Source organism: Planctomycetota bacterium (assembly GCA_016872555.1).
In the GTDB taxonomy this organism is placed as follows: Bacteria; Planctomycetota; Planctomycetia; order Pirellulales; family UBA1268; genus F1-20-MAGs016.
The window spans coordinates 1-24,145 of the sequence record VGZO01000008.1 but is presented as its reverse complement, the minus strand read 5'-3'; the positions used below and the strand labels follow the sequence as shown (position 1 = coordinate 24,145).

Genomic DNA, 24,145 nt, shown 5'->3' with positions numbered 1-24,145 from the left:
CTCACCCTTCGGGATCGTCGATGAGCTGCTGGAGCCGGGCGGCGTGCTCGGGGACGAGCCTGGGGAGCCACGAGGCGTCGACGAGGCCGAGCATCAGCAGGTCGAGGAGGTGGAGCTGGTCTTTACGGCGGTACGAGTTGAGCTTGATCCGCACCAGCGCCTCGAGCGACACGATCGCGTAGTCGTCGGCCACCACCCGCTCGGCGACGTCGGCAGTGGGGAGTGGATAGCTGTCGCGGACTTTCTCGTTGGCAAACAAGAGATGGATCGCGTCGCGCGGGCTCCCCTGCGGGCCGTCGAGGAAGCACTCCACCCCCATCACCGAAGCGTGGACGAAGCCCGCCCCCTCGAGGGCGGTCCGGATGGCAGGCAGGTCGCTGCGGCGGACGAGGATATCGACATCCTGCGTATTACGGACGGCGGCCCGGTCGACGCGCGCCACCCAGGCGGCCACGGCGTTGCCGCCGGCGACGGCGTAGGGGATCCCGGCGTTCTCCAGGGCGGCGGTGGCCCGCAGCGCCCGATCGCGAACGGCTTGCACGGCTTCGATCATCCTCTGCCAGGAGAACGGGTGCAGTTCGACAGCCACGACAGCGACGCTCCGCAGGAGCCGGCCCGATGAAGGCCGGATGGCGACCGGATGAATCGTACCCTGGCCCCGCGCCGCGCCGAAAGGCGAACCGACACCCCCGAAGTGCGATTGCGAGGCCCACGACAGCAAGTGGCGTGCGCCGCGCCGTCAGCCGTGGCCGCGGGTGCCGGCAAGCCACTCGTCGGCCCAGGCACGCACGCCGTCGACCCCCTTGCGGTGGCAGAAGTCGCCGAGCGTCTCGCCTGCCGTGCGCTCGGCCTTGTAGCAGGCGAGCACCGCCGTGATCTCACGGCACAGGTCCTCGAACGGGACGACGTCCTTGTAGTGCTCGTTGAGCCGGTCGCCGAGGAGCCGGCCGCCGAGGAACATCGTGTATTTGCCCGCCGTCCGCCCGACGATCCCGATGTCGGAGTTGTAGGGACGGGCGCAGGCGTTCGGGCAGCCGGTCATCCGGAGCGTGAAGGCGTCGGCCGCGAGGCCGAGCTTCGCCACCTCCGGCTCGAGGGCGTCGATCAGCCCCGGCAGCACGCGCTCGCTCTCGGCGACGGCCAGCCCGCAGGTGGGCAGCGCCACGCAGGCCATGCTCCAGCGGCGCAGGGTCGAGATCTCCTCCGACGTCTTCACGCCGTGGGCATGGAGGATCGAGGCGATCCGGTCGCGGTCGCCGGCGGCCAGATCGGTGAACAGCAGGCTCTGGTGGGCGGTGATCCGCACGCCGGGGGCGATGTCGCGGAGGATCTGCCGCAGCGCCGTCTTGAGGCGGAACGAGCCGGTGTCGTGGACCCGGCCGTTCTCGACGTTGAGGCCGTAGAAGAACTTCCCGTTCCCCTGCGGGAACCAGCCGATGTGGTCGTCGAAACCGTGGATGTCGGCCGGGTGGCACGGCGCGAGTGGCTTGCCGAAATACTCCTCGACCTTCGCGCGGAAGGCGTCGAGCCCCATCGTGTGGATCGTGTACTTGAGCCGCGCCACCTTCCGGTCGGAGCGGTTGCCATGGTCGCGCTGGACCTTGACGATCGCTTCGGCGATCGGGAGGACGTCGTCGGGGGTCACGAACCCGAGACGCTTGGCAAGTGCCGGAAACGTCTTGGCGGCGCTCGGCGTGACCCCCATGCCGCCGCCGGCGAGGACGTTGTAGCCGAGGATCCGCCCCTGCTCGTGGACGACGATGAAGCCGAGGTCGTTGGCGTAGACGTCGGTGCAGTTGTCCTCGGGGAGGGCGAAGGCGGTCTTGAACTTCCGCGGCAGGTAGGTCGGGCCGTAGATCGGCTCGATGACCTCCGGCCCTCCGGCGACGCGCGTCTGCTCGCCGCTGTCGGGATCGGTGAGCCAGATCTCGTAGTAGGCGCGCGTCCGTGGAGCGAGGTGGCGGGCGAGCTCGTCGAGCTTGGCCTGCATCTGCTCGCGGACCGGGTCGCCGTGGAGCGGCGCCGGGCAGCACATGATGTTGCGCTCGACGTCGCCGCAGGCGGCGAGCGTGGTGAGGTGGTTGGCGTGGACGCGGCGCATGAAGTCCTTGAGCTCACCCTTCACCACGCCGTGGTGCTGGATCGACTGCCGCGTGGTCAGCCGGATCGTGCCGTTGCCCAGCTCGTCTCCCATGTCGATCGCGGCGAGGAGCTGCGCGGCCGACAGCTTCCCGCCGGGGACGACCGTGCGGATCATGAACGAGATCTGCCGCTCGCTCTTCGCCCCCTCGCGGGCTTTGCGCGCCTCGCGGTCGTCCTGCTGGTAGGTGCCGTGATTCTTGAGGAGCTGCACGCTCGCCTTCCCGAACCCCGCCGCCCCGTCGACCAGCTCCCGGCCGATGTCGCCACGGAGGTAGTCGCTGGCGGTCTTGGCGACCTCGACGGCGCTGGGTTTGGGGCTGCCGGCATCCTGCTCGTCTGCCATGTCGTCACGCGCTCCGGGGGGCTGGGTTCCGACCTAAGGATAGCCATGGGAAGGGTTCCGAGGCAGCGTGGATTCCGCGCCTTGTTCGCCGAACGAGCGGCGCATCCACAGCCGGCGAGCGAGCCCGGGGCTCGGCGGGAGCTCGACGAGCTTTGGGCTATCCTGCCCACGCGAGGATACTTCTGCCGGCCGCGGCGAGCGGCGCATCCGCAGCCGGCGAGCGAGCCCGTGGCTCGGCGGAAGATTTCGGATAGACAATTCCTCCCCCGGCGCGACTCCTTGAAGACGACGGCGCCTCGGGGGGTGCGGTGGAGTGCTGCGACGTGAATGCCGAGATCGCGAGCCTCGCGGCGGGAGACCCGGCGGCCTACGCCCGGCTCTACGACCGGCTCGGCGGCCGGCTGCTGGCCGCGGCCCGGCTCCTCACCGGCAGCGATCACGAGGCGGAGGATGCCGTGCAGGACCTGTTCGTGGCGCTCGCGAAGGGGCGCGACCGGCTCGGAGCGGTGAGCGATCTGGAGGGCTACATGTTCACCGCCCTGCGCCACACCGTCTTCCGCCGCCGTCGTCAGGCTGCGGCGAGGCGCGCGACACTCGAGCAGGTCCGGCAGCGCACGCTGACGGAAGCGGGCCCAGACGGCCCCGCGGGCGCGCCGACAACGGTCCCCGACGACGGGTTGGCCACCGCGGTGGCGGCGCTTCCGAAGGAGCAGCGCGAGGTGGTGCTCCTCAAGACCGACGGCGGCCTGTCGCTGGCCGAGATCGCGGCCACGCTCGGCATCAGCCCCAACACCGCCGCCAGCCGCTGGCGCTACGCGCTGGAAAAGCTCCGCACCGCGCTGGCCGACGACGGTCCCCACCGCTCCGCGCGTCCACCCCACACTGAGGTGCACCAATGACGCTGCCGCCCGACGATCGCCGCCGCGAGCCACGCTTGCCCCCCGAACTGGCATTCGTCGCCGAGCGCCTGGCGCGCAGCGGTGTGCCGACGGCGCCCGCCCAACTCCGCGGCAAGGTCCTCGGCGCCGTCATCGACGCCCTCGGCACCGAGGGTCTGGCCGAGGCCGACCTCCTGCCGCCGTCGCGGCGCGAGCCCTGGCAGACGGCGCTTCTGCTCCTCTCCGGGCTGGCGCTGGCGCTGGTCGTGGCGCCCTTGCTGGCAGCGGGGAGCGCGGGACCTGCCATGCCGCTGCCGCGCTTCTCCGACCGTCTGGCGGCCATGGGCGTCGCCCTGCCCGCGCCGGTCGTCGATGGCGACCCGGCCACCGCCCCGCTGCCTGGCAACGGTGATCCCCGATCCGCTCCCCGCGGCCGGTTCGCCGCCGGTTCGATCGCGGCCCTGCGCTCCCTTCCCGCGGAACACTGGCTGAAAGGAACCCTCTGATGGGACTGCCGCTCTTCTGGCTGTTCGTGCTGGCGGCCTGCCTCCTCTGGTCGGCGACGTTCACCGCCGCGGCGGCGCGGTCGGCGACGTTCCCGTCGCTCCTGTCGTTCGCGGGATGGTTCATCCCGCTGCTGTTCCTCCTGCCGGCGGTCTGGCTGACGGGGTGGCTGGCATTCGGCCCGCGGCCGTTCGACGTCAATCATTTCGCCGCCACGCTCACGCTGGCGCTCGCGGCGCTCGTCGGCGGCGTGTGGATCGTGATCGCCGGCCGGCGAACCGCGGCCGACGGCACGCCCGTGGCGCGCCGCTGGCCGGTGATCGGCCTGGCGGGCCTGTGCGGCATGGCGGCGCTGGTGGCCTACGGCACGCTCGTGGCGGTGGACAACGCCGTCGCCGCCGAGGCGGCGCAGGCCCGGGCCGAGGCCGCGGCGCTGATGCAGGCCAATCTGCCGCCGGCCGTCGCCGAGGCCGACAACGCCGCGCCGCTCCATCGCCACGCCGCGGCACTGCTCGCTGCCGAGGAACCCTTCAAGACGGACTTCCCCGACGGTGATCCCGACAGCCCCCTCGACATCCGCAGCCCGGAAGTCGCCGCAAGGCTCGCGCGCCACGCCGACACGCTCGACCTCATCCGCCGCGCGGCCGACAAGAACGCCTGCCGGTTCGACCGCGACTGGAGCCGGCCGTCGATCGACATGATCCTCCCCGAGATCCAGTCGCTGCGCGGCGAAACCCGGCTGCTGGCGCTGGCCGCCCGGCGGGCCGCCGCCGATGGCGATGCGGCGGCGGCGCTGGCCGACACGGTGCGGATCCACCGGATCGCCCGCCAGGCCGCGGCGGAACCGATCTTGATCTCGCATCTGGTGGCGCAGGCCATCGACGCGCTCGCCCGCGACACGCTCGCCCTCGTGCTGCCGAGCCTCGACGCCGACGACGTCGCCCTCCTCGACGACCCCGGCCTCGACGGCCTCGTCGGCCCGCCGCCGCCGCTTCTGAAGTACATGCTCGGCGAGGAGACGCTCGGGCTCTCGGTGTTCGCCGACATCGCCACCGGGCGGATGAGGATGGCGACGCTCGACACGAACGCCGGCGCGATCGCGGACCGCGTCGGGCTGCTCTACCGGACGCTGTTCCTGCCCACCGAACTGGCGGCGTACCGCGAACTGCTCGACGGCTTCCAGCAGGCCTGTGCCCAGAACGACCAGGTTGGTGCTGCCTGGGACCGGGTCACCGGCGATGAGCAATCGGTCGACAGGCGCGGGGTACTCAGCTCGATGCTCGCACCCAGTTTGCCACCCATCCGCGGTGCCCAGGTGCGGGCCGAGGCCGGCGCCCGGGCGGCACGGGTGCTCATCGCCGCGACCAAGCGCCGGCTCGCCGGTGCCGGGCTCCCCGAGTCGCTCGACGAGCTCGTGCCCACCTGGCTCTCGGCCGTGCCACGCGACCCGTTCACCGACAAGCAGCCGCTCCACGCCAAGCCGGTCGAGGGGGGCATGCTCGTGTGGTGGGTCGGACCCGACGGCGAGGACGACGGCGGCCCGACGGGGCGCGACTCCTATACCGACGATATCCAGACCGGCAACGATGACTTGGGGCTGTGGATGGTGCCGGACCGGCCCCGCGCCACGCCTGTCGAAGCGGCGAGCGAGTGAGCGGCCGTCACTTTGCCTGCATGAGATAGGCCAGCACGTCGGCCATCCCCCGGGCGTCGATCGACCGCTCGAACCCCTCCGGCATCAGCGACCGCCGCGTGTTGACCAGCGACTCGATCTCGTCGCGCGGGAGGACGACGTCGGTTCCGTCGGCGGTGCGGAGCGTGAGCGCGCCGTCCGACTCGGCGGCGATCACGCCGGTCACGCCGCGGCCGTCGGCCGTCACGGCCGCGTGGGCGAGGTATGCCGGGAGCACCTCGCGGTTGGGATCGAGGATCCCCAGAAGGATCGCGTCGGGGCCGCGCGCCTGCATCGCGGCGAGGTTCGGCCCCAGCTCCCTCCCCTGCCCCTCGACCCGGTGGCAGGCGACGCAGTGCTTGGTGAAGATCGCGCGCCCTGCGGCGGGGTCGCCGCCGGCCGGCAGGCTCGCGCGGTAGGCGGCGACGAGCGCCCCGCGGTCGGCGGCCGGCGGCGGGCCGAGGACCTCGGCGGCGCGGGTGCGGACGGACGCCTCGCCATGGTTCCACAGCGCCGCCGCCTGGGCGCGCTCGAGCGACTCGGCCGACACGGCGCCGGCGGCGATCGCGTCGAGGAGGCGACGGGCCCCGGCCGGCGACGTGGCGAGCGCCGCCAGCGCCGCGGGGCGCGATCGGGCCGGGAGCGCCGGCAGCGCCGCGGCCAGGATCTCCGTGGCCGCGGGATCGCGCGAGCGGTCGAGTGCCGCCACGGCGGCGGCGACGATCTCCTCCGGCTGCCCGTGCTCGAGGAGCGGCGCGAGCTCCGCGCTTCCGGCCAGCGCCACCAGCGGCACGCCGGCGGCGCGGTGTGCGGGGCTCGCGCGCGAGTCGGCCACGCGCTGCCGCCCCGTGGCGACGACCCGGCCGACGAGCGCCGCCGTGGTCGCGACCGGTTCGACGTCGGCCAGCCGGCCGCCGGCGGCGACGACCGCGGCGGCAAGATCGACGACCAACCCCGCCGTCTCCATGTCGACCCCGTCCATGTCGACCCCGTCCAGGTCGACCCCGTCCAGGTCGACCGTGTCTTTGCTGACAGTGTCTCTGCCGACCGTCTGCGAGGCGCCAGCGGTCCGCGTGCGTTGTTCGAGAAGCCCGACGGCATCGGCCAGCGCCGCCGCATCGCGGCGCTTGCCGATCTGGGCCACGAGGCCCGGGAGCGCCGCGCGGGCCGCGGCCGACGGCGGGGCGGCGGCAGCGAGCCACGTGGTCACGATCCGCCCGGCCAGTCCGCCGGCCGACGTGAACGCCGCCATCCGGCACCAGGGATCATGACCGTCTCGCGCCAATAGTTCGGTGAGGATCGCCAGTCGCTCGTCGTCGCCGAGCCCACCGGCGGCGAGCGCCAGCTCCAGCCGCACGGCGATCGCTTCCTCGCGCGCCGCCAGTGCGACCAGCCGTGGTGCGAGTGCCGCCCGCCCGGCGGCATCGAGGCGCTCGACGAGCCGCACCCCTTCGCCCCGCACCAGGGGCGAGGCATCGTCGAGGCAGCGGCCGACATCGTCACCGGAGAGAGCACCCAGGCCCGCGAGCGTGACGGCCGCACCCTGGCGGGCACGCTCGTCGGCACCCCGATCGGCCAGCAGGCGGCGCAGCGGCTCGACGGCCGCCATGTCGCCGCGCGTCACGAGCAGGCGCCTGGCGGTGTCGCGGTGCCAGCCGTTGGGATGACCGAGCAGCGCGACGAGCTCCGTGATCGTGGCCTGAGAGAGGCGCGGGGCGGGGCGGCGCGGGGCGCCTGCCGCGGCGAGGCGCCACAGCCGGCCGGAGTCGCGCCCGCTGGTGAGATCGAGGTGCTTCTTGATCGGTGGAGCGAGGCTCGCCGGGTGCTCGATCACCTCGCGCTGCATGTCGATGATCCACAGGCCGCCGTCGGGGGCGTTGGCGAATTGGACGGGGCGGAACCAGATGTCGGTCGCGGCGACGAGCTCGGCGTCGGCGTCGACGCGCGCGGTCCGCACGCCGGCGCCTCGGGGCATGACGCGCTTGCGGTGGACGAGGTTGCTCCCCACGTCGCCGACGACCACCATCCCGGCGAGGTCGCCGACGGCGTCGCCGCGCACGGCCGTGATCCCGGTGGCGCTGGTGAAGTAGCCCGCCGGCCGGCCTCCCCCCTCGACGATCCCCGGCACGATGCCGCTGGCGCGCAAGCGCGTCCGCAACACGCGCCATGGCTCGACCGGGCTTTGCCGGTAAACCGCCGCCTGTGGCCCTTCGACGGCCACGCTTTCGCGGGCGCTGCCGGCGGCGAAGGCGGGATTGCGCGACAGGAACCGGTCGGCGATCATCGCCCGGATGCAGTGGTCGCTGTTGTGGCAGAGGTACTTGCCGCCGCCGTCGTCGAACGACATCCCGTGCTGGGCGCCGCCGGTTTCGGGGCGGAGGTCGAGCGACCGCGGGTCGAACGAAAAATCGCGCCCGCGGATCGCGACCGGTGCGCCCCAGGGTGCGCCGTCGGCATCGAGGCGGACGACGTCGCCCCCCGACGAGCTCCCCGCGCCGTGGATCCGGTTGTCGGGACCGAAATGGAACGAGTTGAACAGCCCCTGGACGTTGCCGGTCCCGAACCCGGTGAACACCACGCGGCGCTTCTCGGCGACGCCATCGCCATCGGCATCCTCGAGCCGGAGGATGTCGGGGGCATCGCCGACGAACAGGCCGCCGTCGTGGCAGACCAGCGCCGTCGGCCAGGCGAGGCCATCGGCATACACGGTGGCCCGATCGGGCTTGCCGTCGCCGTCGTCGTCGACGAGCAGCCGGATCCGCCCGAGGCGCTGGTCCTGATCCTCGCTGTAGCCGCGCATCTCGGCGACGAACAGCCGGCCATCCTCGTCCCAGGCGATCGCCACGGGGCTGGCCACGAGCGGCTCGGCCGCCATCAGCTCGACGTCGAACCCGGCCGCGACCCGGAGCGTGTCGCGCGCCGCGGCGAGGGGCACCTGCGGGATCCGCGGCAGATCGGCGCCGTAGTCGCCGTCACCGGCCGGATCCTCCGCGGCCACGGCCAGCACGACTGCCAGCGTCCCCGCCAGCGTGACGAGCGACCCGATCCACGGCCTGTCGGCCTGCGCCCGTGCCGTCATTCCTTCACCTCCAAAAGCGTGCGGATCGCCGCCAGCAGCGGTGCCTCTGCATCGGGCCCGACGAACGAGCTGGTGGGAAGGACTTCGTAGCCCCCCTCGCCATACGCCGCCGCGGTGCCGATGTAGCCGGGGCCATAATCGCCGTAGGCGGCGAGCATGACCTGCAGGTCGGGGCGCATGGCCTGCGCGGCGAGCTGGTATTCCACGAACAGCTCCCCGGGCAGATGGAGCATCCGCGCCCGGCCGACCCGCAGGCAACTGACGGGAATCGCGTGCCCCTGCCGGGCGCGATCGAGGAACGCCAGCGTGTCGGCGGCGGCGAACGTCCCCCGGTCGCTGCCGTCGCGGACCTTGGCCTCGAGCGCCGCGCGGTCGAGGTCGCCGCGCGGCGCGAGCCTGACGGGCACGGCGGTGAAACCGACGTCGGCGGCCGTCACCGGCCGGCGGTCGGCGACCGCCGCCTCGAACGCCTGGCGCATCCCGGTGGCGAGGCGCGTGGCGAGGATCACGCGGTTGGCATGGGTGCCGTCGTTGTACTTGCCGGCGGCGATGTTGCCGGCGGCGCCGGTAAAGTGGACGTGCAGCGCGGTGGGCACGTCCTGCGTGCGCAGCAACCGGGCGATCCCGGGGAAATCGGGCCCGGGGACGGCCGTCCGGTAGTAGCTCATCGGATGCGTGGCGTAGGTGGTGACGACCGCCAGCGGCGTCGCGCCGTCGAACAGCACCAGCGCCTGGACGAACGGATCGATCGTGCCGTCGGGCTCGGCGCGGAGGGCGGCGTCTTTGGTGGCACTGGCGCGCCACGCGCGGAGCTTGCCGTCGGCGCCGATGAGGCGCCGGTTGCTGGCGATCCCGGCGACCTCGGCCCGGCCGAAGCCGACATGCGTCAGCGGCTTCGCCTGCGGCACGGCGGCGCGGATCGCCGCCGCGGCGCGGGCGATCACCGCGCGGGCGAGCGTGCCGTCGAAGCGCTCGTGGCCGGTCGCCCCGAGGTCGGTGAGCAGCTTCTCGGCCGTGAAATCGGCCTGAGGGGCGTCGTGCTGGTGGAGGGCGTGGACGGCGACGCGGTCGGCCGGCGTGCCCGCCGCGGCGGCGAGCCCCTCGCGAAACGCGTCATGGGCGCCGTTGCCGATCCCGATCCAGTCGACCGCGCACAGCACGATCGGGTCGCCCGCCCCGCTGATCACCACCCCGCGGCAGCGGAGCGGCAGGTCGGCGTCGCGGATCGCGACCTCGTAGGCCATCCGCGTGCCGACGGCCGGCGTCGCGTCGACATCGAACGTCGCCACGCGCAGCGCACCGGGAGGCTGCGCCGCGGCGCCGGCCGTGAGCGCGACGGCGACGACCAGCGCCGCGATCCACGGCGACCAGTGCCGTGCGCTTTCGAAGCATCGCGAGAGGGTCGGGACGTGACTCATGGTCTGGCTCTCCGGAAGGTCTCGACGGTGCCGAAGGTGACAGGAGCGCCGGCGGCTCAGCCACCGTCCCGAACCCACACCCGCACTCCCGGCACGCGGTCGAAGTGGGCGTCGTCGGTGATCACCACGGCACCGATCTCGAGGGCATGGGCACAGATCCAGACATCGTTGATCGGGATCGGTGTCCCGGCTTGCTTCAGCGCGTGCTTCACGGAGGCATACACCTCGGCAGTGTCGGGCGTCACGGCCAGTGTCCTCACCGTGGGGCGCTCGAGAAACCGCTGCAGTGCCTCACGGTTGGCCTTCTCCGCCGACCCACCTTTGAACCCCGCCTGCAGCTCGCCGAGAACCACTGCCGACAGATAGACGACGTCGGCCTCCGAAAGGGCGGCGAGCACGGCGGCATCGCCCCGGGCGAGCGCGGAAAAACCATTGGTGTCGAGGAGCACCCGCTTCATCGCCAGTCGTCGGGATCGACGCGCCTGTCGTCGATGGTGGCGCGCCCGAACGCGTCGGCCTCCTCCGGGCTCCACATGCCGCAGAATTCCTCGAAGTCCCGGCGATGCGGTTGCTGCCTGACGCGCTTGACCCCGAGGGCCTGTTCGAGGATTCCCTTCACGGTCGCGTTGATGCTCGCGCCCTGCTCCTTGGCACGCTCCTGCAGCAGAGCCCACACGGGCTCTTCCAGACCATGAATCGTGATTGCTTTCATCGGATTGCCCGCCGCATCTTGATGTGAACCATGACCTGGTTCATCGCGTCTGATTATGGTTCGCTGCTTTCTCGGGAGCAAGAATCGGCCGACGTCGTCATTTCGCCCGGTGCAGGAACGAGACCAGATCGGCCAGCTCCTGGGGCGAGAGGAGTTTGTCGTAGCCGTGCGGCATCAGCGACACGCGCCCCGGCTCGATCGCCTCGACGAGCTCGCGCGGGATCCGCTCGACCGCCGTCGCCGACGTCTGCACGGCGAGCATGCCGCCGGGCTCGTCGCGGACCACTCCCTGAAACGACCGGCCGTCGGCGGTGACGACGACGCTCGGCTCGTAACTGCGCACGAAGCTGGCGCTGGGACGGACGATCGCCTCGAGGAGATCGCGCGGCGTGCGGATCGCGCCGATGTGTGACAGGTCGGGGCCGACGCGACCGCCGACGTAGGCCATCGCATGGCAGGAAGTGCAGGCGCCTGTCCGTCCGGCGAATACGGCATGGCCACGCGTCGCGTCGCCCGGTGGCAGGGCCGCCCACAAGGCCTCGAACGCCGCGCGCTCCCCGGCAGCCGCCGCTCCGCTGCGGGCGACGAGCGCTTCGCCGATCGCCGCCGACTCCGCGGGGAGTTTCGCCACCGCCGCGGCGAGCAGGTCGGTGCGGATGCCGGTGGCGGCATCGCCGGCGGCAAGGCCGGCCAGCGCCACTGCCAGCGGCTCGCCCCCGTCCCTGACGAGACTCGGGAGCAGGAGCGTCGCTTCCTGGGCGCCCAGCCGTGCAAACGCCTCGCCGACGCGCTTCCGCGCCGGTTCGGGAAGCGCGGCCGCGGCGAGGATCGAGGCGGCGGCGCTGCGATCGACGGGCGACTCGCCGAGCGTCGCGACCAGCAGCAACCGGCCGACGATCACGTCGGGAAGCTCGCCGGTGGCGTCGCCGGGGATCGCCAGGGCGCGGAGGATCGCCGCTGGATCGACCACGCCCGCCTCCTCGATCCGGAAGGCCGTGGCGCGAAATGCCCCCCGCATCTCCTTGGTCAACGGCAAGCCGGCGAGGATCGCCAGCGCCTCGCCGGCCGTCGCCGCGGCCGCGGTGCCGCGCTCGGTCGGCTCGAGCGCGACGCGCGACAGCGCCTCGACCCACGCGGCCGGCGCCGTCTTGGGGCGGGCCGTCCGCATCACCTCGAGCGCCGCCTCGCGGAGTGCCGGGTCGTCGCCGTCGAGTGGCGCGGCGATGGCACCGGCCACGCTCGGATCGCTCGCCAACGGGGCGAGGAGGGCGGTGATCGCGGAGCGCTCCTGGGCTGTTCCCCGCACCATCCGCGCCAGTTGCCCCGCCACCTTGCCGGCCAGGGCGGCCGAACAGTCGGGCCGGTGCGACGCCACCCACCAGGCGGCATCGCGCACGGCCGCCGCGTCGGCATCGCATGCCGGCAGGATGTCGGCGGTGGCGAGCGGCTCCACTCCCGACAGGCCGGCCGACTGGTCGAGCGCGATCAACGCCGCGCGGCGCGCCGGCGGCGGGTCGGCCGCGAGTGCCTCGCGCAGGATCCCGGACTGGCGGGCCTCGATGAGGCCATGGAGGATCGAATGGTCGAGCGCCCGGTCGGCGGGCCGCGCCGTGGCGGCGACCAGTGCCCGGGCACTCGCCCGATCGCCGATCCGGCCGAGGGCTTCGGCCGCCGCGCGGGCGACGGCCGGTTCGTCGCCGGCCACGATCCGCGCGAGTGCGTCGACAGCCAGCGCGTCCCGATGGAGGCCGGCCGTGTGGCACGCTGCTTGCCGGACCACCGGATCGGCATCGGCCAGCGCCTCGCGCACGCCGCGCCGCGCGGGGGCGCCGTCGATCCGGCACAGTGCCCACACCGCGGCCGTCCGGGTCGTGGCCTGCGGCGCCGCCGCCCGGAGGGGGACGAGTGCCGGCACCGCCGGCGCTCCGACGGCCGCCAGCCGGTCGGTGGCCCGGGCGACGACGGCGGGGCGCGGGTCGGCGAGCAGCCCGGCGAGCCGGTCGGGGTCGAGCGCCGTCCAGTCGAGCGCCAGGCCGCGCGGGTCGGCGACCGGCGCGGCGGCAGCGCGGCGCACCCGGTAGATCGCCCCCAGCGCCGCCGGCTTCTCCAATTGCGACGTCGGGCAGCAGAGCTTGTACCAGCCGCCGGTGTCGACGACGACGAGCGATCCGTCGGCGTCCTCGGTGACGTCGGTGGGATGGAAGTCGACCGAGTCGGACTGGAGAAACGGCTCGTCCTCGGTCATGAACGTCGCCCCGGTCGGCACGAGCCGGTGGCGGAACACGGTGCGCAGATTGAACGCACACGAATACAGATCCCCCGCGGCGCCCGCCCCGAGCCCGAATCCCGAATGGAAATGGAGCCCCGCAGGGGCGGCCGGGCCGAGGTGCGCCAGCGCCGGCAGGAGGTCGCCGGTCCGCGGATGGCCGTCGAGGACGCCATGGTCTTTGCCATACACGCCGCCGTAGAGGGCGTGGATCAGTCCATCGCGCTCGCCGCCGCCGGGATGGACGAGGAACGTGCAGGAGAGGACCCGCTCGCCGCCGGGGGTGAAGGCGACGTCGACCGGATTGTCCATCCCGCCGGTGAGGACCGGCTCGAAGTCGGTGCCGTCGGGACGGGCGCGGAAGATGTGGCTGGCGCGCGTCGTCCAGCCGGGGCGGCCGCGGAGGTCGTAGGTCTGCTCGGCGAACGCCCCCTTGCACCAGTAGAAGCGGCCGTCGCGGCCGACGTAGGGCCCGTGGAGGTCGTTGGCACAGCCGGTGAGCGTGCGGCCGTCGAACCACACCTCGCGCCGTTCCGCCACGCCGTCGTCGTCGGCATCGGTGAACTTCCAAATCACCGGCGGGGCGGCCACGTACAGGCTCCCGCGCCACCACGCCGAGCCCTCGGGGAGCATGATCCTCTCGGCGTACACCGTGCGCCGGTCGAAGACGCCGTCGCCGTCGGCATCCTCCAGCCGGAGGACGCGGTGGGTGGGGTGCGCCTGCTGCCGATCGACCTTGTCGTTGGAGCCGCTGCTCTCGGTGACATACAGCCGCCCGCGCTCGTCGAAGTCGCAGGTCACCGGCCGCTCGACCAGCGGCGCGGCGGCGAGCGCCTCGACGGTACACCCGTCGGGCACGGTGAGGACCTGCCCGGCAATGGGCACCTCGGCCGCGGCGGCGTGCCCGCCGCCGATGACCGCGACGACGAGAACGACGACCGCCCGGCACACGTGCATCGTGGTCGCTACCCCTTTCCCCCGAGTCACCAGCTCCCGCTGGCACCGCCGCCACTCGACCGGCCGCCACCGGAAAAACCTCCTCCGAACGACGACGATCGGCTCGACGACGAGCCCGACCAGTTGACCTGCGACGACGTCGGCTCGGAAAGGCGCGGGATCGACCGGCGGAACTGCACATGACGCCCGCAGTGGCCGCACGACTCGGTGACTTCCTCGATCCCCTCGCTCACCCTCGTCGGGCTACGGAGGCCAGCGGTGGTGGTCAGCGTCGTCACCGCCTTGCAGGACGGGCAGCGCGAGTACCGGGTGAAGAACGCGCCGTAGCGGAGCTTTTCGACATGCTCGCACGATGGGCAGGTCCAGACGTCGTAGTCGACACTGCCGACTGTCTCCTCGGCGCGCTGCGCCCCGTCGAGCCGCGCGTCGTCGTGCAGCTCATCGAGCTTGATCATCTCCACGTGGCAGCGCGGGCAGGCGCGCCGGCGGCGCCGCGTGGCGAGGTGCCAGAGGCCGTAGCCCCCCGCGCCCGTCGCGGTCAGCCCGCTGCCGAGCGCCGCCAGGCCTCCCCACGGCAATCCTTCCGGCGCCGGTGGCGGCGGCGCGACCCAGGGGCGCGGCACGACCGGCTCGGCGAGACCGTCGGCGCCGGGAGGAAGCTCGGCGGGGATCGCCCCGGGATCGAGCGGCGCAGGGCCGGCCCCGGCGATCACCGCCGACGGCGCCGGCTCCGGTTCGCTCCGTGCCTCGGCGCCGCCGCCGAGGATCTCGGTGGCGCAGGCCAGCGCGCCTTTGCGGATCGCCCCTCCCGGCCGGCCGGCCTTGAACTCGGGGATCATCACGTCGTTCATCACGCGCTGGCTCTTCGCCTGGCGTGCGGCGTCGTCGAGGCCGTCGCCGAGGACGATCTCGGCGCGGCGGTCGTCGAGGGCGGCGAAGAGCAGCAGCCCGTCGTCGCGCGTCTTCGCGCCCAGCTGCCAGCGGTTGAACAGCGCGGTGGCGAACTGCCGGTGGGGTTCGCCGCGCGTCGAGGGGATGACGACGACCATCATGTCGCCGCGGGTCTGGATGGCGATCCCGTCGAGCAGCGCCGTGATCTCACGCGCCTCGTCGGCCGAGAGCCGGCCGGTCGTGTCGACGACGCGCCCGGCGGGGCGGGCCCCGAGCACCTCAGCCGGCAGCCCCTGGGCGGGAAGGGGAATCGCGACGACCGGGGCGAGGAGGACCGCCGCGATCCACCGCCAGGGCGAGGCGATCATGACGTCACGCTCCCTCGGGATGAGGCCTCGGCAGCACTACCGGGCCGCCGATGCGGGAAGATCGAAATCTCCCGTCCGGTCGCGCCACACGCAGTGGATGTGGTTGGCGGGGTTCCCCTCGGCGTCGGGCTGGACGTTGACGAACTCGATCACCATCGTCGGCCCCTCGACGCGGTAGTAATGGCCGGTTCCCGGCTGGGTCGCCCCGGCCCAGGCAAAAGACAGCGCGTCCCAGCCGCCGGGGGCCGCGGCGAGCAGGGCCCGGCGTTCGTCGGCGACCTCGGCGACCATCGAGGCGCAGTAGGCGTCGACGAGACGGCGGAGGATGTCGCGCTGCGGGGCCGTAAGGTCACGCCACGAAATCCCCGCCGGCGGCTCGGCCGGGGGCTGCGGCGTGCCGGCGGCGCGGATATCGGCCGGGCACTCGGGAGCGATGACCGCCTTGGCACGCTGGCCGGCGTCGAGCGCGCCGAGCAGCTCGAAGGCGATCTGCTCCTCGTCGCGCAACAGCCGCGTCCCCTTCCCCGGCAGCCCCGGCAGGTCGCCGCGCACCTCGGCGGGGTTGGCGCCGAAAAACTGCGGCGTGCTGTCGACCAGGCGCCCGTCGCGGACGACGAAATTGAGCGACAGGTGGTGCCCCTCGACCGACAGCGCCCAGGGATCGGTGGCCGAGGGTGCGCCGAAGATCGTGAAGAAGTATCGCTTGCCGTCGCGGATGTTGCGCGCCTTGGCCCCTTCGTGGAGGCGGAGGATCTCGTCGAGGGCCATGATCCCGCTGGCCTTGGCGAACCCCGGCTGCGACACGGCGGCCGCGAGCAGGTCGAGCGCCAGTTTTTCCTGCGCCGGCGTCATCTCGCGGAGGGGCAGCCCCTTGCGCTCGAACTTCGGGATGAAGTGCCAGTCGGTGCGCTTCGGATCGTCGAACGGCCGCCGCACGCGCGCCGCCTGCTCGGGCGCGAGTGCCCCGAGAAACGCCTCGGCGGCCTTGACCATCGCCGTACCGGGCGCGACCGGCTGCCCCAGGGCGGAGCGTGCCACCAACCCGAGACCCGCCAGCGCCAGGGCGAGGAAGCAGGCCAGGCAGAAATGGATCCGCTGCCGCGGCAGGATCGGGCGCAGCATCGACGCTCCTCCGGGGTCGGCGGCGGACGCCGCGGGTCAGTGGGCAGGCCGGGGATCGCGGTCGTGGTGGACCTGGTCGACGTGGACGTGCACGTCCGGCCGCTGCTCAAAATACCTTCCCCACGCCCCCTCCGACACCCCGGCGGCGTCGAGGTACAGGTTCCACAATCCGGGCATCTCGGCAAGCGCCGCGAGCCCCTCGTCGCCGATCGGGACGTCGATCAGGTGGAGCGAGCGCAGGCCGACCAACCGCGCCACCGCCCGGGCGACGTCGGCCCCGGCGAGCCGCGTGCCCCCGAGCCGCACGGCGCGCAGGCTCTTGCCCGCCGGACCGGCGGCGAGCAGCGCCACCCCCCGGGCGGTCGCCGCCGACTGCGGCAGGTTGAGATCGCGGAGCCGCGGTAGCGCCGCGAGGCGCGCGAGTCCCTCGTCGCCGACCGGCGACTCGCGGAGGACGAGGCGCTCGAGATCGGGAATCGTCGCCACGATCGCCGCGGCGGTGTCGTCGGCACGGCCGCGCTCGACGACCAGTTCGCGCAGCCCCGTAAGGCCGCCGAGCTTCGCCCAGGCGACTCCCGGCTCGACCGGCGCGCGGAGCGTGATCGTGGTCGCCCGGCCGGCGCGGACCGCCGCGATCTGCTCGTCGAGCGACGGTGGCCCGGCCTCGGGCATCCGCGTGCGCCCGCAGCCGCAGGCGACGAGCGCGACCACCACGATCGCGGTCGCCCGCTTCGTCACGGCGTGGCCTGCGCTGCGGCGAAGCGCGCTTCGGCATCGAGCGCCGCGCGGCGCCGGGCCTCGACCCGGCCGCGCTCCGCCCCGTCGCGGGTGACGACGTAGATCCGGTCGGCGCTGGCGCTGTCGGTGATCGTGACGCCGTCGGCGGTCGCGCGCCACGTCACGTCGTGGACGCCGTCGGCATCGACCCGGAAGCAGTCGGCCGGATCGCGGAGCCGGCGCGGCAGCGAAAAGGCGAACACCGCCTCGCGCGGCGGACCGGGGACGAACTCGTGGCGCTCGCCGTCGATCGTGTACGCCGTGTCGAGGGCAAACAGCGCCGCGGCCACCGGCGCGGCGACGACCGACAATTCCCACCCCGGGCCGCCGTCGGGCCCGGCGAGCCGGGTGAACGACGTCGCATCCCCCTCCACCAGCAACGGCTCGAGGGCCCGGATCTCGCGGCCGACGCGCCGCAGCGCCTCGTGGGTGTCGGGAAACGCCGCCAGCGACCGCGCGCTCAAGTTGAACCAATACAGCGACGTGATCCGCGCCGCCAGGGCGTGCAGTGCCTGAGCGCGGAGCTCGAACGGAGTGGGGGTCCGGCGGCGGCGCGCCGAGAACGCGCTCCCCCAGCCGTCGTGCGGCCCCTGCGCCCAGGCGGCGCAGGCCATCGGCCGGTTGAGGGCGCGGAGCGAGCGCGTCAGGTCGCCGATCGTCTCCAATGGCGCGCCCCACGAGATCCGCTGGCCACCCCAGCGGTCGTATTCGCGCCACGCATCGGCGGCCGGGGCGACGACCCGGTAGGCGTCGAAGTGCGGATAGTCACACAGCCCGGCATACAGCCCCCAGATCCGCTCCTCGGAGTGGGTCAGGCTCGTCGGCAGGCGCGTCGCCCGGTAGGGCAATAGCGCGTCGAACACCTCCTGCGGCGGCACCGGCCGGCCGCCGCCATACTGCGGCTCGCCGAGAAACTCGACGGCATGGACGCGCGGCAGCCAGCGCTCGTTGTCGAACTGCGACACCGGCTGCGGCTTGTTGCAGAGGCGCAAGGGCAGCGTGGCGTAGACCGCTTCGTCGTCGGTAAACCCGCCGACCATGCCGATCTGTCCGGTGGTCACGTGGAGGCTGCCGAGGAGCCGGCGGTAGTCGGCGTCGCCAAGCCCGTCGCCGACCCAGCCGCCGCCGATGTCGAAGCGCTCGGCACGGACCCGCAGCGCCCCCCACAGGCTGCCGCGCGCCGTGAGCACCTCGACCGCGGCGGGCGCCAGCGGCAGCGCCGACACGTCGGCGACGAACACCTCCTTCTCACCGGCCGGCACGTCGCCGGCAAGCGCCACTGGTGCCCGGGGCGAGAGCCGGTTCCAGCGCGTGCCGTCGGCCGGTACCCAGAGGCGCAGCCCCGTCACCGGCAGCGCCTCGGTACCGGCGTTTGCCACATGGACGACGACGCGCGACGGCGCGATGCCGCCGGCCGGATCGAGAAACGTCACGGCCGACAGCCACGCCGTCGGCGCGGCGATCGCGACGGTCGTCTCGGCGAGCCCCTCGGCGGCGAGCGTGAACGACTTCCCCACGCCCCACTCGGCCGACCGGCCGTTGAGCTCCCACACAGAGAGCACGTCGCCATCGGCAGGAGCGTCTTCCGGGGGCACCGCGGCGGCGAGGCCGGCCGTGATCCCCTGCCAGGCCCAGGCCCCGTCGGCGACGAGCGCCTCGGGCGTTTTCCCGGAAAACGTCGGCGCCGTCGCCGTCCCGCGCACGAACAGTTGCACCCGTGCGCTCAGGTCGGGGCGCGGCTTGCGGTAGCGCATGGCGTCGGCGACCAGATGGGGCACGACGTTGATCCCGACCAGCTCCGCCGGCGGCGCGAAGAAAGCCGCCAGCGCCGCCAAGTCGTCGGTGCCGACGAGGTCCACCCCCGCCGCACGCAGCGCGCGCCACATCGCCGGCCGCTCGGGGGTGCCCCAGAAGCGCAGCCGCTGGCCGCGGGCATGGGCCTTGGCGACGAGCGCCTCGAGCGCCGCGCGCTGGTCGGCCGGCATCTCCCCCGTGCCGATCCAGGTGAACAACTGCCCCCAGCGCTCGCTCACCAAAGGCACCAGTGCCGCCGGCCGGTCGTCGCGGTCGAGATCGGCCGGGCGGCCGTCGATCCCCACCAGCCGGTCGGGATCGGCGGCGATCTCCTCGATCGGGCGCGCGCCCGACACGATCACGGCCAGCGCCGGCCCGGGGCCGGTGAGAAACCGGCGCACGGGCGCGAGCTGCTCGGCAAGGAGCCGGTAGGCCGCCTCGCCATCGCCTTTGAAATCGACCAACAGCGTGAACGGCCCAGCGCCGGGATGGACCGCGCCGGTCTTCTCGAGGCGCTCGCGGAGCGGATCGAGATACAGCGCCCGCAGCGTGCGCCCGGCGCGGAGCTCGCCGCGGCCATGGCCGACCAGCAGCTCGCCATCCACCGGAAAGACATCGGCCTCGACGCTCGTGAAGCCATGGTCGAGCGCGTCGGACAGCGGCCGGGCGTGGGCGTAGTCGTTGTGGGCATGGGCGTGGGGGAGCACGCGCACGGGGGACGGAGGCGGCGGCGCGACAGGCGGCTGGGCGCCAAGGTCACCGGCAAGCGCCATCGCGACCCACGCCGCGGCGACGAGGCGCTGGGCGATTCGGCCACGATGGCGCGGCCCAGGGCCCCGCGCGTTCACGACGCCGTTCATCGGTCGCCTCCCCGGATCGTTGGCGTTGGCTGCCGTCCTGCTTGTCGATGGAGTCGTCATACGGTACCACCACTCGGGCCCGCGGCGCGGAGCCGCTCGGCCGCGCCCGCATCGAATTCCCCCGCACGCATGTTCCGATGACGCTCCCCCGCCACGCTCCCTTCCCCGCCGCTCCGTTCTCCACGTCGCGACGCCGGCTTTTCCGCTCGACCGCGTCGCTCGCCGCCGCGGCCGTCTGGGCCGGCCGCGCCGAGGGACCGCTCCGCGCCGACGTCACGCTCCCTGCCGACCCGTTCGCGCTCGGCGTCGCCAGCGGCGATCCGACGGCCGACGGGTTCGTGATCTGGACGCGCCTCGCACCCGATCCGAAGCGGCCCGACGGCGCGATGCCCGCCGAAGCGGTCGCGGTGCGCTACGAGGTCGCCGAGGACGAGGCGTTTGCCCGGATCGTCCACCGCGGCACGGCGACCGCCACCCCCGACTGGGCCCACTCGGTCCATGCCGAGGTCACTGGCCTCGCACCCGACCGGCCGTTCTTCTACCGCTTCCACTGCGCCGGCGCCACGAGCCCCGTCGGCCGGGCGCGGACGTTTCCCGCCGTGGGCACGGCGGCGGGGTCCCTGCGCTTCGCGTTCGCCTCCTGCCAGCACTACGAGCAGGGCTTCTACACCGCCTATGGCCAGATGGTGCGCGACGACCCGGCCGTGATCCTCCATCTCGGCGACTACATCTACGAGCAGGCCACGCGCGGCGTGCCGGTGCGGAGCCAGCACGGCGGCGACGCCGTCACGCTCGCCGACTACCGCCAGCGCCATGCCGTCTACAAGACCGACGCCGATCTCCAGGCCGCCCACCGCCACTGCCCGTGGATCGTCACCTGGGACGACCACGAAGTCGCCAACGACTACTGGGCTGGCCATTCAAGCGACGCCACGGTGTCGGCCGCGGCATTCGCCGCCCGCCGCGCCGCCGGATACCAGGCCTACTACGAGCACCTCCCGCTGCGCCGCGCGCAGCTTCCCGGCAGCAGCGGCATGCCGCTGTTTCGGCGCGTGTCGTTCGGTTCGCTCGCCGAGTTCTTCGTCCTCGACACGCGGCAGGAGCGCACGCGCCAGCCGTGCGGCAACGGCACCCGCCCCCCCTGCGACGGCGTCCTCGACGACGCCGCCACGCTCACCGGCCCCGCGCAGGAGCGCTGGCTCCTCGACGGCTTCGCCACGTCGGCCGCGACGTGGAACATCCTCGCGCAGCAGGTGATGATGGCGCGCGTCGACCGGGCGAGTGGACCGGCCGAGGCCTTTTCGATGGACCAGTGGCCCGGCTACGAGCGCCAGCGGCGGCGGATCCTCACGGCGATGGCCGCGCGGCCGGCGGCCAATCTGCTCGTGCTCACCGGCGATATCCACAGCCACTGGGCCAACGACCTCGTCGCCGCCGAGGGCGACGCCGCCGGCCGCGTCGTCGGCACGGAGCTGGTGACGACGTCGATCAGCTCGGGGGGCAACGGCACGGCGACCCCGGCCGGCCTGGCGGCGCTGCGGAGCGAGAACCCGTTCGTGAAGTTCCACAACGCCCAGCGCGGCTACGTCGTCTGCGACCTTACCCCCGACCGCTGCCTGGCGGCCTACCGGGTGGTGGATGTCGTCACGCGCCCCGGCGGCACGGTCTCGACGGCGGCGGCGTTCGCGATCCACGATGGCCGCCCGGGACTGGAGACGGCGTAGCGCCGCGCCAAGAAGTCCGGCATCCGTGGAGAGGCACGTTGCGATTGGCTGATCCGCACGTCACCGAAGTGACCCGATTCCATCAGGCGAGGAGGGCACCGCAGGCCGATCCGCCGAATCAGTTCGGCGGGAGGTCGACGGAGATATGATTGCCGTGGGAGTCAGCAATGAACCGTGGCCCGGACATCCGTTGGCAGCAGCGCTTCGAGAATTTCGACCGCGCTCTGGCGTTGCTGAAAGACGCGTTGTCGCGTGGGCCGTCCGCATTGAATCAGCTCGAGAAGGAAGGTGCGGTCCAACGGTTTGAATACACGCTCGAACTGGCGTGGAAGACGATCAAGGACTACCTCGAGGACAGCGGTGTCGTGCTCACTGCGGTGACACCGCGCCAGGTCATCAAGGATGCGTTCACCGCGCGCGTCATCGATGACGGACAAACGTGGATCGACATGATCGACCACCGCAATCTCCTGTCCCATACCTACGATCCGGCCAACTTCGAGGAGGCTGTCGACGCGATTCACGATCGCTACCTCGCCGCGTTCACCCAGGTGCACGACCTCTTCGAGTCACGCAAGACGCCATGAACGCCGTGGCGTTTTCGGAGCACGAATTGGCCATGATCCGCGCGGTCCTTCGCCGCCATCCGCGCGTGACGGCGGGAATCCTGTTCGGATCGCGGGCCAAAGGCACGCACTCCGAGCGGTCCGACGTCGATCTCGCGGTCGTGGGCGACGTGACGGCGCTCGAGGCCGAGGCGATTGCCGGCGATCTCGAAGAACTGCCGCTTCCGTATCGGTTCGACGTGCAGGCGGTCGCCCGCATCACCCACCGTCCGCTCCGCGACCACATCGACCGCGTCGGGCTGTGCATCTACCGGGCGGCCTGAGTGGTCCCGCGCCCCGGGCGACCGGCGCCGACCGCAAGTTGCGATCGGCACCGGCCACTCCCGGGAGTAGGAGGCCGGCCGTCAGCCCGCCGCACGGTCGCCGCGGCGACCACGCCGCAGGCGCCGCTCGGCAAGGCCCAGCGCCCCGACGACCAGCGACAGCACGCCGGCCAGCCCCGCCGGGTCGATCTCGGGAACAGGCTTCTCTGAGTTACGGTTGATCCCCAGGCCCATCGTCGTCGCTGTCGACTGCTCGGAGAGCACGAAACTGCGGTAGCTCCACAAGCCCTCGCCGAGGCTCGCCAGGCTCGTGCCATCGACCGCCAGCGCCCCGAACCCCCCGGTTCTCGACCCGAATGTAAACAGCTCGAAGAATTGCCCATTGGCCAGGCCACCGGCGAGCCCCGTGGTGTCGAGTGCGAGACCTCCCTTGAAGTCGGCGCTGCCGGTGATGTCGAGATGGCCATAGTCCCCCGCGCTCGTTCCGAACAGCCCACAGAGCACCGTGCCGGTGGTGCAGCGGCTCGGCTGCGGGCTTGCGGGGCCAACGCGGCGTTTGACTGGGTAGCGCGTGGGAACGCCTGTACGCTCTTCCGGGGCTTTCCAGAGGGCGCGACCCATGGCCACGATCTCGTCGATCCGCACCAAGCTGCTCGAACAGTTTCCCGAGCCGCAGGCCACGCTCATGGCGACCGTATTTGTCGAGTCGCACGACGAGCTGATCCACCACGCCGAATTCAACGAGCTCGCCGCTGTCGTCAAGGAGCTCGCCACGGCGCAGCACGAGCTGGCCGCGGCACAGCAGCGCACCGAGGCCCATATCGGGGAGCTGGCGGAGGCGCACAAAGATCTCACCGAGGCCCAAAAGCGGACGAACTGGGCGGTGAACGACCTCGCCAAGCAGGTCGGTGGCCTTGCCGCAGCCCTCGGCGGAAGCCTCGAGGACTTCGCCTGCGACCTGGTGCCCGAATTGCTCGAGTATCACCAGGGGATGGTGATCGAGTCGGCCGGCCCGGAGGAGCTCGTCGTCGGGGGCGAATCGAAAGAGTTCGACGTCGTGATCCGCGGCACGCTGGCCGGCCGACCGGTGATCGTGCTGTGCGAAGTCAAGGCCGCCGTGAGTGCGAGCGAAGTCCGCCGGTTTCTCAAAGTCGTCGAGGCGGCGCGGGAGGCGACTCCCGGGGCCGACATCCGCGCCATGTTCTTCGGTTATCGTGCCGACAGCCAGGCCCGCAAGGCGATCACATCCGCCGGCGCCGCGGTGGTCTTCACCCGCGGCGTGATGATTCCCTGAAACCGGGAATCACCGATCGCCATCGGCGGCACGATCCGATCGCCATCGGATGGTCCACTCCTGGCCACATCGTCATCCCAGGTGCCCGCGGCCGGATCATGCGGACCGCCGTGGTGCATCGTGCGCGGTGAGTAACAGAACGGGCCGCCTTGACCGGGCTCGCGGGCAGATCCTGGAAATCGTTGGAAGAGTCGGCGGCGTCAGCGCTGCGAACCTGACCGCAGCCAGGGGGTGACGGGCCGATGTGAGGGCGACGGCAGAGGGGGCTTCGCCGGCCCTGTGATGGGAATGCCGGCATGTCGTCTCCTGTCGTCCACCCACAAAGATCCCGGATGGACCAAAAACCAATCACCGCCCCGCCCGAAACCTGCCACCACCGCAGCCCGCAGTCGGCCCTGGCTGGAAGCGCCACAACCCGTCGGGCCGCGGTGGCGGCATCAGGCTTCGTCCGGTCG

The 24,145-nt window shown here is 72.7% G+C and carries 18 protein-coding genes and 1 pseudogene; 7 read left to right on the top strand and 12 right to left on the bottom strand.

Going from position 1 to position 24,145, the window contains the following annotated elements:
* Position 1: 1 nt before the first annotated feature.
* Complete coding sequence (locus FJ309_04195) at positions 2-553, bottom strand: hypothetical protein (protein MBM3953806.1); 552 nt, start codon at positions 551-553, stop codon at positions 2-4.
* A gap of 186 nt (positions 554-739) precedes the next feature.
* The gene (locus FJ309_04190) at positions 740-2,485 is read right to left on the bottom strand and encodes an NADPH-dependent assimilatory sulfite reductase hemoprotein subunit (GenBank protein MBM3953805.1); all 1,746 of its coding nucleotides are present in this window, start codon (positions 2,483-2,485) and stop codon (positions 740-742) included.
* Positions 2,486-2,742: 257 nt separating this feature from the next.
* Here FJ309_04190 and FJ309_04185 point away from each other — a divergent pair, with 257 nt between their 5' ends.
* The 3 genes from FJ309_04185 to FJ309_04175 are packed head-to-tail and all read left to right on the top strand — an operon-like array spanning position 2,743 to position 5,521.
* On the top strand, positions 2,743-3,384 hold the full coding sequence (locus tag FJ309_04185; GenBank protein ID MBM3953804.1) for a sigma-70 family RNA polymerase sigma factor: 642 nt from the start codon (positions 2,743-2,745) through the stop codon (positions 3,382-3,384).
* Complete coding sequence (locus tag FJ309_04180; GenBank protein ID MBM3953803.1) at positions 3,381-3,869, top strand: hypothetical protein; 489 nt, start codon at positions 3,381-3,383, stop codon at positions 3,867-3,869. The genes FJ309_04185 and FJ309_04180 overlap by 4 nt, the downstream gene beginning before the upstream one ends.
* Positions 3,869-5,521 carry a hypothetical protein gene (locus tag FJ309_04175; protein ID MBM3953802.1) on the top strand — a complete coding sequence of 551 codons (1,653 nt, stop codon included), beginning with the start codon at positions 3,869-3,871 and terminating at the stop codon, positions 5,519-5,521. The genes FJ309_04180 and FJ309_04175 overlap by 1 nt, the downstream gene beginning before the upstream one ends.
* A 7-nt stretch (positions 5,522-5,528) precedes the next feature.
* On the opposite strand, the gene FJ309_04170 is transcribed toward FJ309_04175, so the two are convergent.
* The 9 genes and pseudogenes from FJ309_04170 to FJ309_04130 form a co-directional block, all read right to left on the bottom strand.
* Positions 5,529-8,618, bottom strand: coding sequence for a c-type cytochrome (locus tag FJ309_04170; protein MBM3953801.1), 3,090 nt, complete (start codon positions 8,616-8,618; stop codon positions 5,529-5,531).
* Positions 8,615-9,907, bottom strand: a complete 1,293-nt coding sequence (locus FJ309_04165) for a hypothetical protein (GenBank protein MBM3953800.1) — start codon at positions 9,905-9,907, stop codon at positions 8,615-8,617. Before FJ309_04165 ends, FJ309_04170 begins: the two co-directional genes overlap by 4 nt.
* 185 nt (positions 9,908-10,092) lie before the next feature.
* Positions 10,093-10,494 carry a type II toxin-antitoxin system VapC family toxin gene (locus FJ309_04160; protein ID MBM3953799.1) on the bottom strand — a complete coding sequence of 134 codons (402 nt, stop codon included), beginning with the start codon at positions 10,492-10,494 and terminating at the stop codon, positions 10,093-10,095.
* Entirely contained in the window at positions 10,491-10,748 is a 258-nt protein-coding gene (locus tag FJ309_04155) for a ribbon-helix-helix domain-containing protein (protein MBM3953798.1), read from the bottom strand. Before FJ309_04155 ends, FJ309_04160 begins: the two co-directional genes overlap by 4 nt.
* A 97-nt stretch (positions 10,749-10,845) precedes the next feature.
* Positions 10,846-13,971, bottom strand: a complete 3,126-nt coding sequence (locus FJ309_04150) for a dehydrogenase (GenBank protein ID MBM3953797.1) — start codon at positions 13,969-13,971, stop codon at positions 10,846-10,848.
* A gap of 26 nt (positions 13,972-13,997) precedes the next feature.
* Complete coding sequence (locus FJ309_04145) at positions 13,998-15,230, bottom strand: TPM domain-containing protein (protein ID MBM3953796.1); 1,233 nt, start codon at positions 15,228-15,230, stop codon at positions 13,998-14,000.
* A gap of 36 nt (positions 15,231-15,266) precedes the next feature.
* A complete protein-coding gene (locus FJ309_04140) occupies positions 15,267-16,352 on the bottom strand; it encodes a DUF3500 domain-containing protein (protein MBM3953795.1) in 1,086 nt (361 codons plus the stop codon).
* A gap of 36 nt (positions 16,353-16,388) precedes the next feature.
* The gene (locus FJ309_04135) at positions 16,389-17,447 is read right to left on the bottom strand and encodes a hypothetical protein (GenBank protein MBM3953794.1); all 1,059 of its coding nucleotides are present in this window, start codon (positions 17,445-17,447) and stop codon (positions 16,389-16,391) included.
* A gap of 1,505 nt (positions 17,448-18,952) precedes the next feature.
* Positions 18,953-19,696, bottom strand: a pseudogene (locus tag FJ309_04130) (hypothetical protein).
* 224 nt (positions 19,697-19,920) lie between these two features.
* On the opposite strand from FJ309_04130, the gene FJ309_04125 reads away from it, so the two are divergent.
* The 3 genes from FJ309_04125 (at position 19,921) to FJ309_04115 (ending at position 22,396) form a co-directional block, all read left to right on the top strand.
* Positions 19,921-21,507, top strand: a complete 1,587-nt coding sequence (locus tag FJ309_04125; protein ID MBM3953793.1) for an alkaline phosphatase — start codon at positions 19,921-19,923, stop codon at positions 21,505-21,507.
* Positions 21,508-21,674: 167 nt separating this feature from the next.
* A complete protein-coding gene (locus tag FJ309_04120) occupies positions 21,675-22,094 on the top strand; it encodes a nucleotidyltransferase (GenBank protein MBM3953792.1) in 420 nt (139 codons plus the stop codon).
* The gene (locus tag FJ309_04115; GenBank protein MBM3953791.1) at positions 22,091-22,396 is read left to right on the top strand and encodes a nucleotidyltransferase domain-containing protein; all 306 of its coding nucleotides are present in this window, start codon (positions 22,091-22,093) and stop codon (positions 22,394-22,396) included. The genes FJ309_04120 and FJ309_04115 overlap by 4 nt, the downstream gene beginning before the upstream one ends.
* Before the next feature lie 81 nt (positions 22,397-22,477).
* On the opposite strand, the gene FJ309_04110 is transcribed toward FJ309_04115, so the two are convergent.
* The gene (locus FJ309_04110; GenBank protein MBM3953790.1) at positions 22,478-23,017 is read right to left on the bottom strand and encodes a hypothetical protein; all 540 of its coding nucleotides are present in this window, start codon (positions 23,015-23,017) and stop codon (positions 22,478-22,480) included.
* Between FJ309_04110 and FJ309_04105 the strand changes: the two genes are divergently transcribed.
* Entirely contained in the window at positions 23,016-23,690 is a 675-nt protein-coding gene (locus tag FJ309_04105) for a hypothetical protein (GenBank protein MBM3953789.1), read from the top strand. The two genes, FJ309_04110 and FJ309_04105, sit on opposite strands and share 2 nt — an antisense overlap.
* The last annotated feature ends 455 nt before the right edge of the window (positions 23,691-24,145 follow it).

Bases quoted from the DNA above. Each gene is read 5' to 3' on its own strand.
- FJ309_04195 (MBM3953806.1), bottom strand. From the start codon at position 553: ATGATCGAAGCCGTGCAAGCCGTTCGCGATCGGGCGCTGCGGGCCACC.
- FJ309_04190 (MBM3953805.1), bottom strand. From the start codon at position 2,485: ATGGCAGACGAGCAGGATGCCGGCAGCCCCAAACCCAGCGCCGTCGAG.
- FJ309_04180 (MBM3953803.1), top strand. From the start codon at position 3,381: ATGACGCTGCCGCCCGACGATCGCCGCCGCGAGCCACGCTTGCCCCCC.
- FJ309_04175 (MBM3953802.1), top strand. From the start codon at position 3,869: ATGGGACTGCCGCTCTTCTGGCTGTTCGTGCTGGCGGCCTGCCTCCTC.
- FJ309_04170 (MBM3953801.1), bottom strand. From the start codon at position 8,618: ATGACGGCACGGGCGCAGGCCGACAGGCCGTGGATCGGGTCGCTCGTC.
- FJ309_04160 (MBM3953799.1), bottom strand. From the start codon at position 10,494: ATGAAGCGGGTGCTCCTCGACACCAATGGTTTTTCCGCGCTCGCCCGG.
- FJ309_04155 (MBM3953798.1), bottom strand. From the start codon at position 10,748: ATGAAAGCAATCACGATTCATGGTCTGGAAGAGCCCGTGTGGGCTCTG.
- FJ309_04150 (MBM3953797.1), bottom strand. From the start codon at position 13,971: ATGCACGTGTGCCGGGCGGTCGTCGTTCTCGTCGTCGCGGTCATCGGC.
- FJ309_04145 (MBM3953796.1), bottom strand. From the start codon at position 15,230: ATGATCGCCTCGCCCTGGCGGTGGATCGCGGCGGTCCTCCTCGCCCCG.
- FJ309_04140 (MBM3953795.1), bottom strand. From the start codon at position 16,352: ATGCTGCGCCCGATCCTGCCGCGGCAGCGGATCCATTTCTGCCTGGCC.
- FJ309_04125 (MBM3953793.1), top strand. From the start codon at position 19,921: ATGACGCTCCCCCGCCACGCTCCCTTCCCCGCCGCTCCGTTCTCCACG.
- FJ309_04120 (MBM3953792.1), top strand. From the start codon at position 21,675: ATGAACCGTGGCCCGGACATCCGTTGGCAGCAGCGCTTCGAGAATTTC.
- FJ309_04115 (MBM3953791.1), top strand. From the start codon at position 22,091: ATGAACGCCGTGGCGTTTTCGGAGCACGAATTGGCCATGATCCGCGCG.
- FJ309_04105 (MBM3953789.1), top strand. From the start codon at position 23,016: ATGGCCACGATCTCGTCGATCCGCACCAAGCTGCTCGAACAGTTTCCC.
- FJ309_04110 (MBM3953790.1), bottom strand. From the start codon at position 23,017: ATGGGTCGCGCCCTCTGGAAAGCCCCGGAAGAGCGTACAGGCGTTCCC.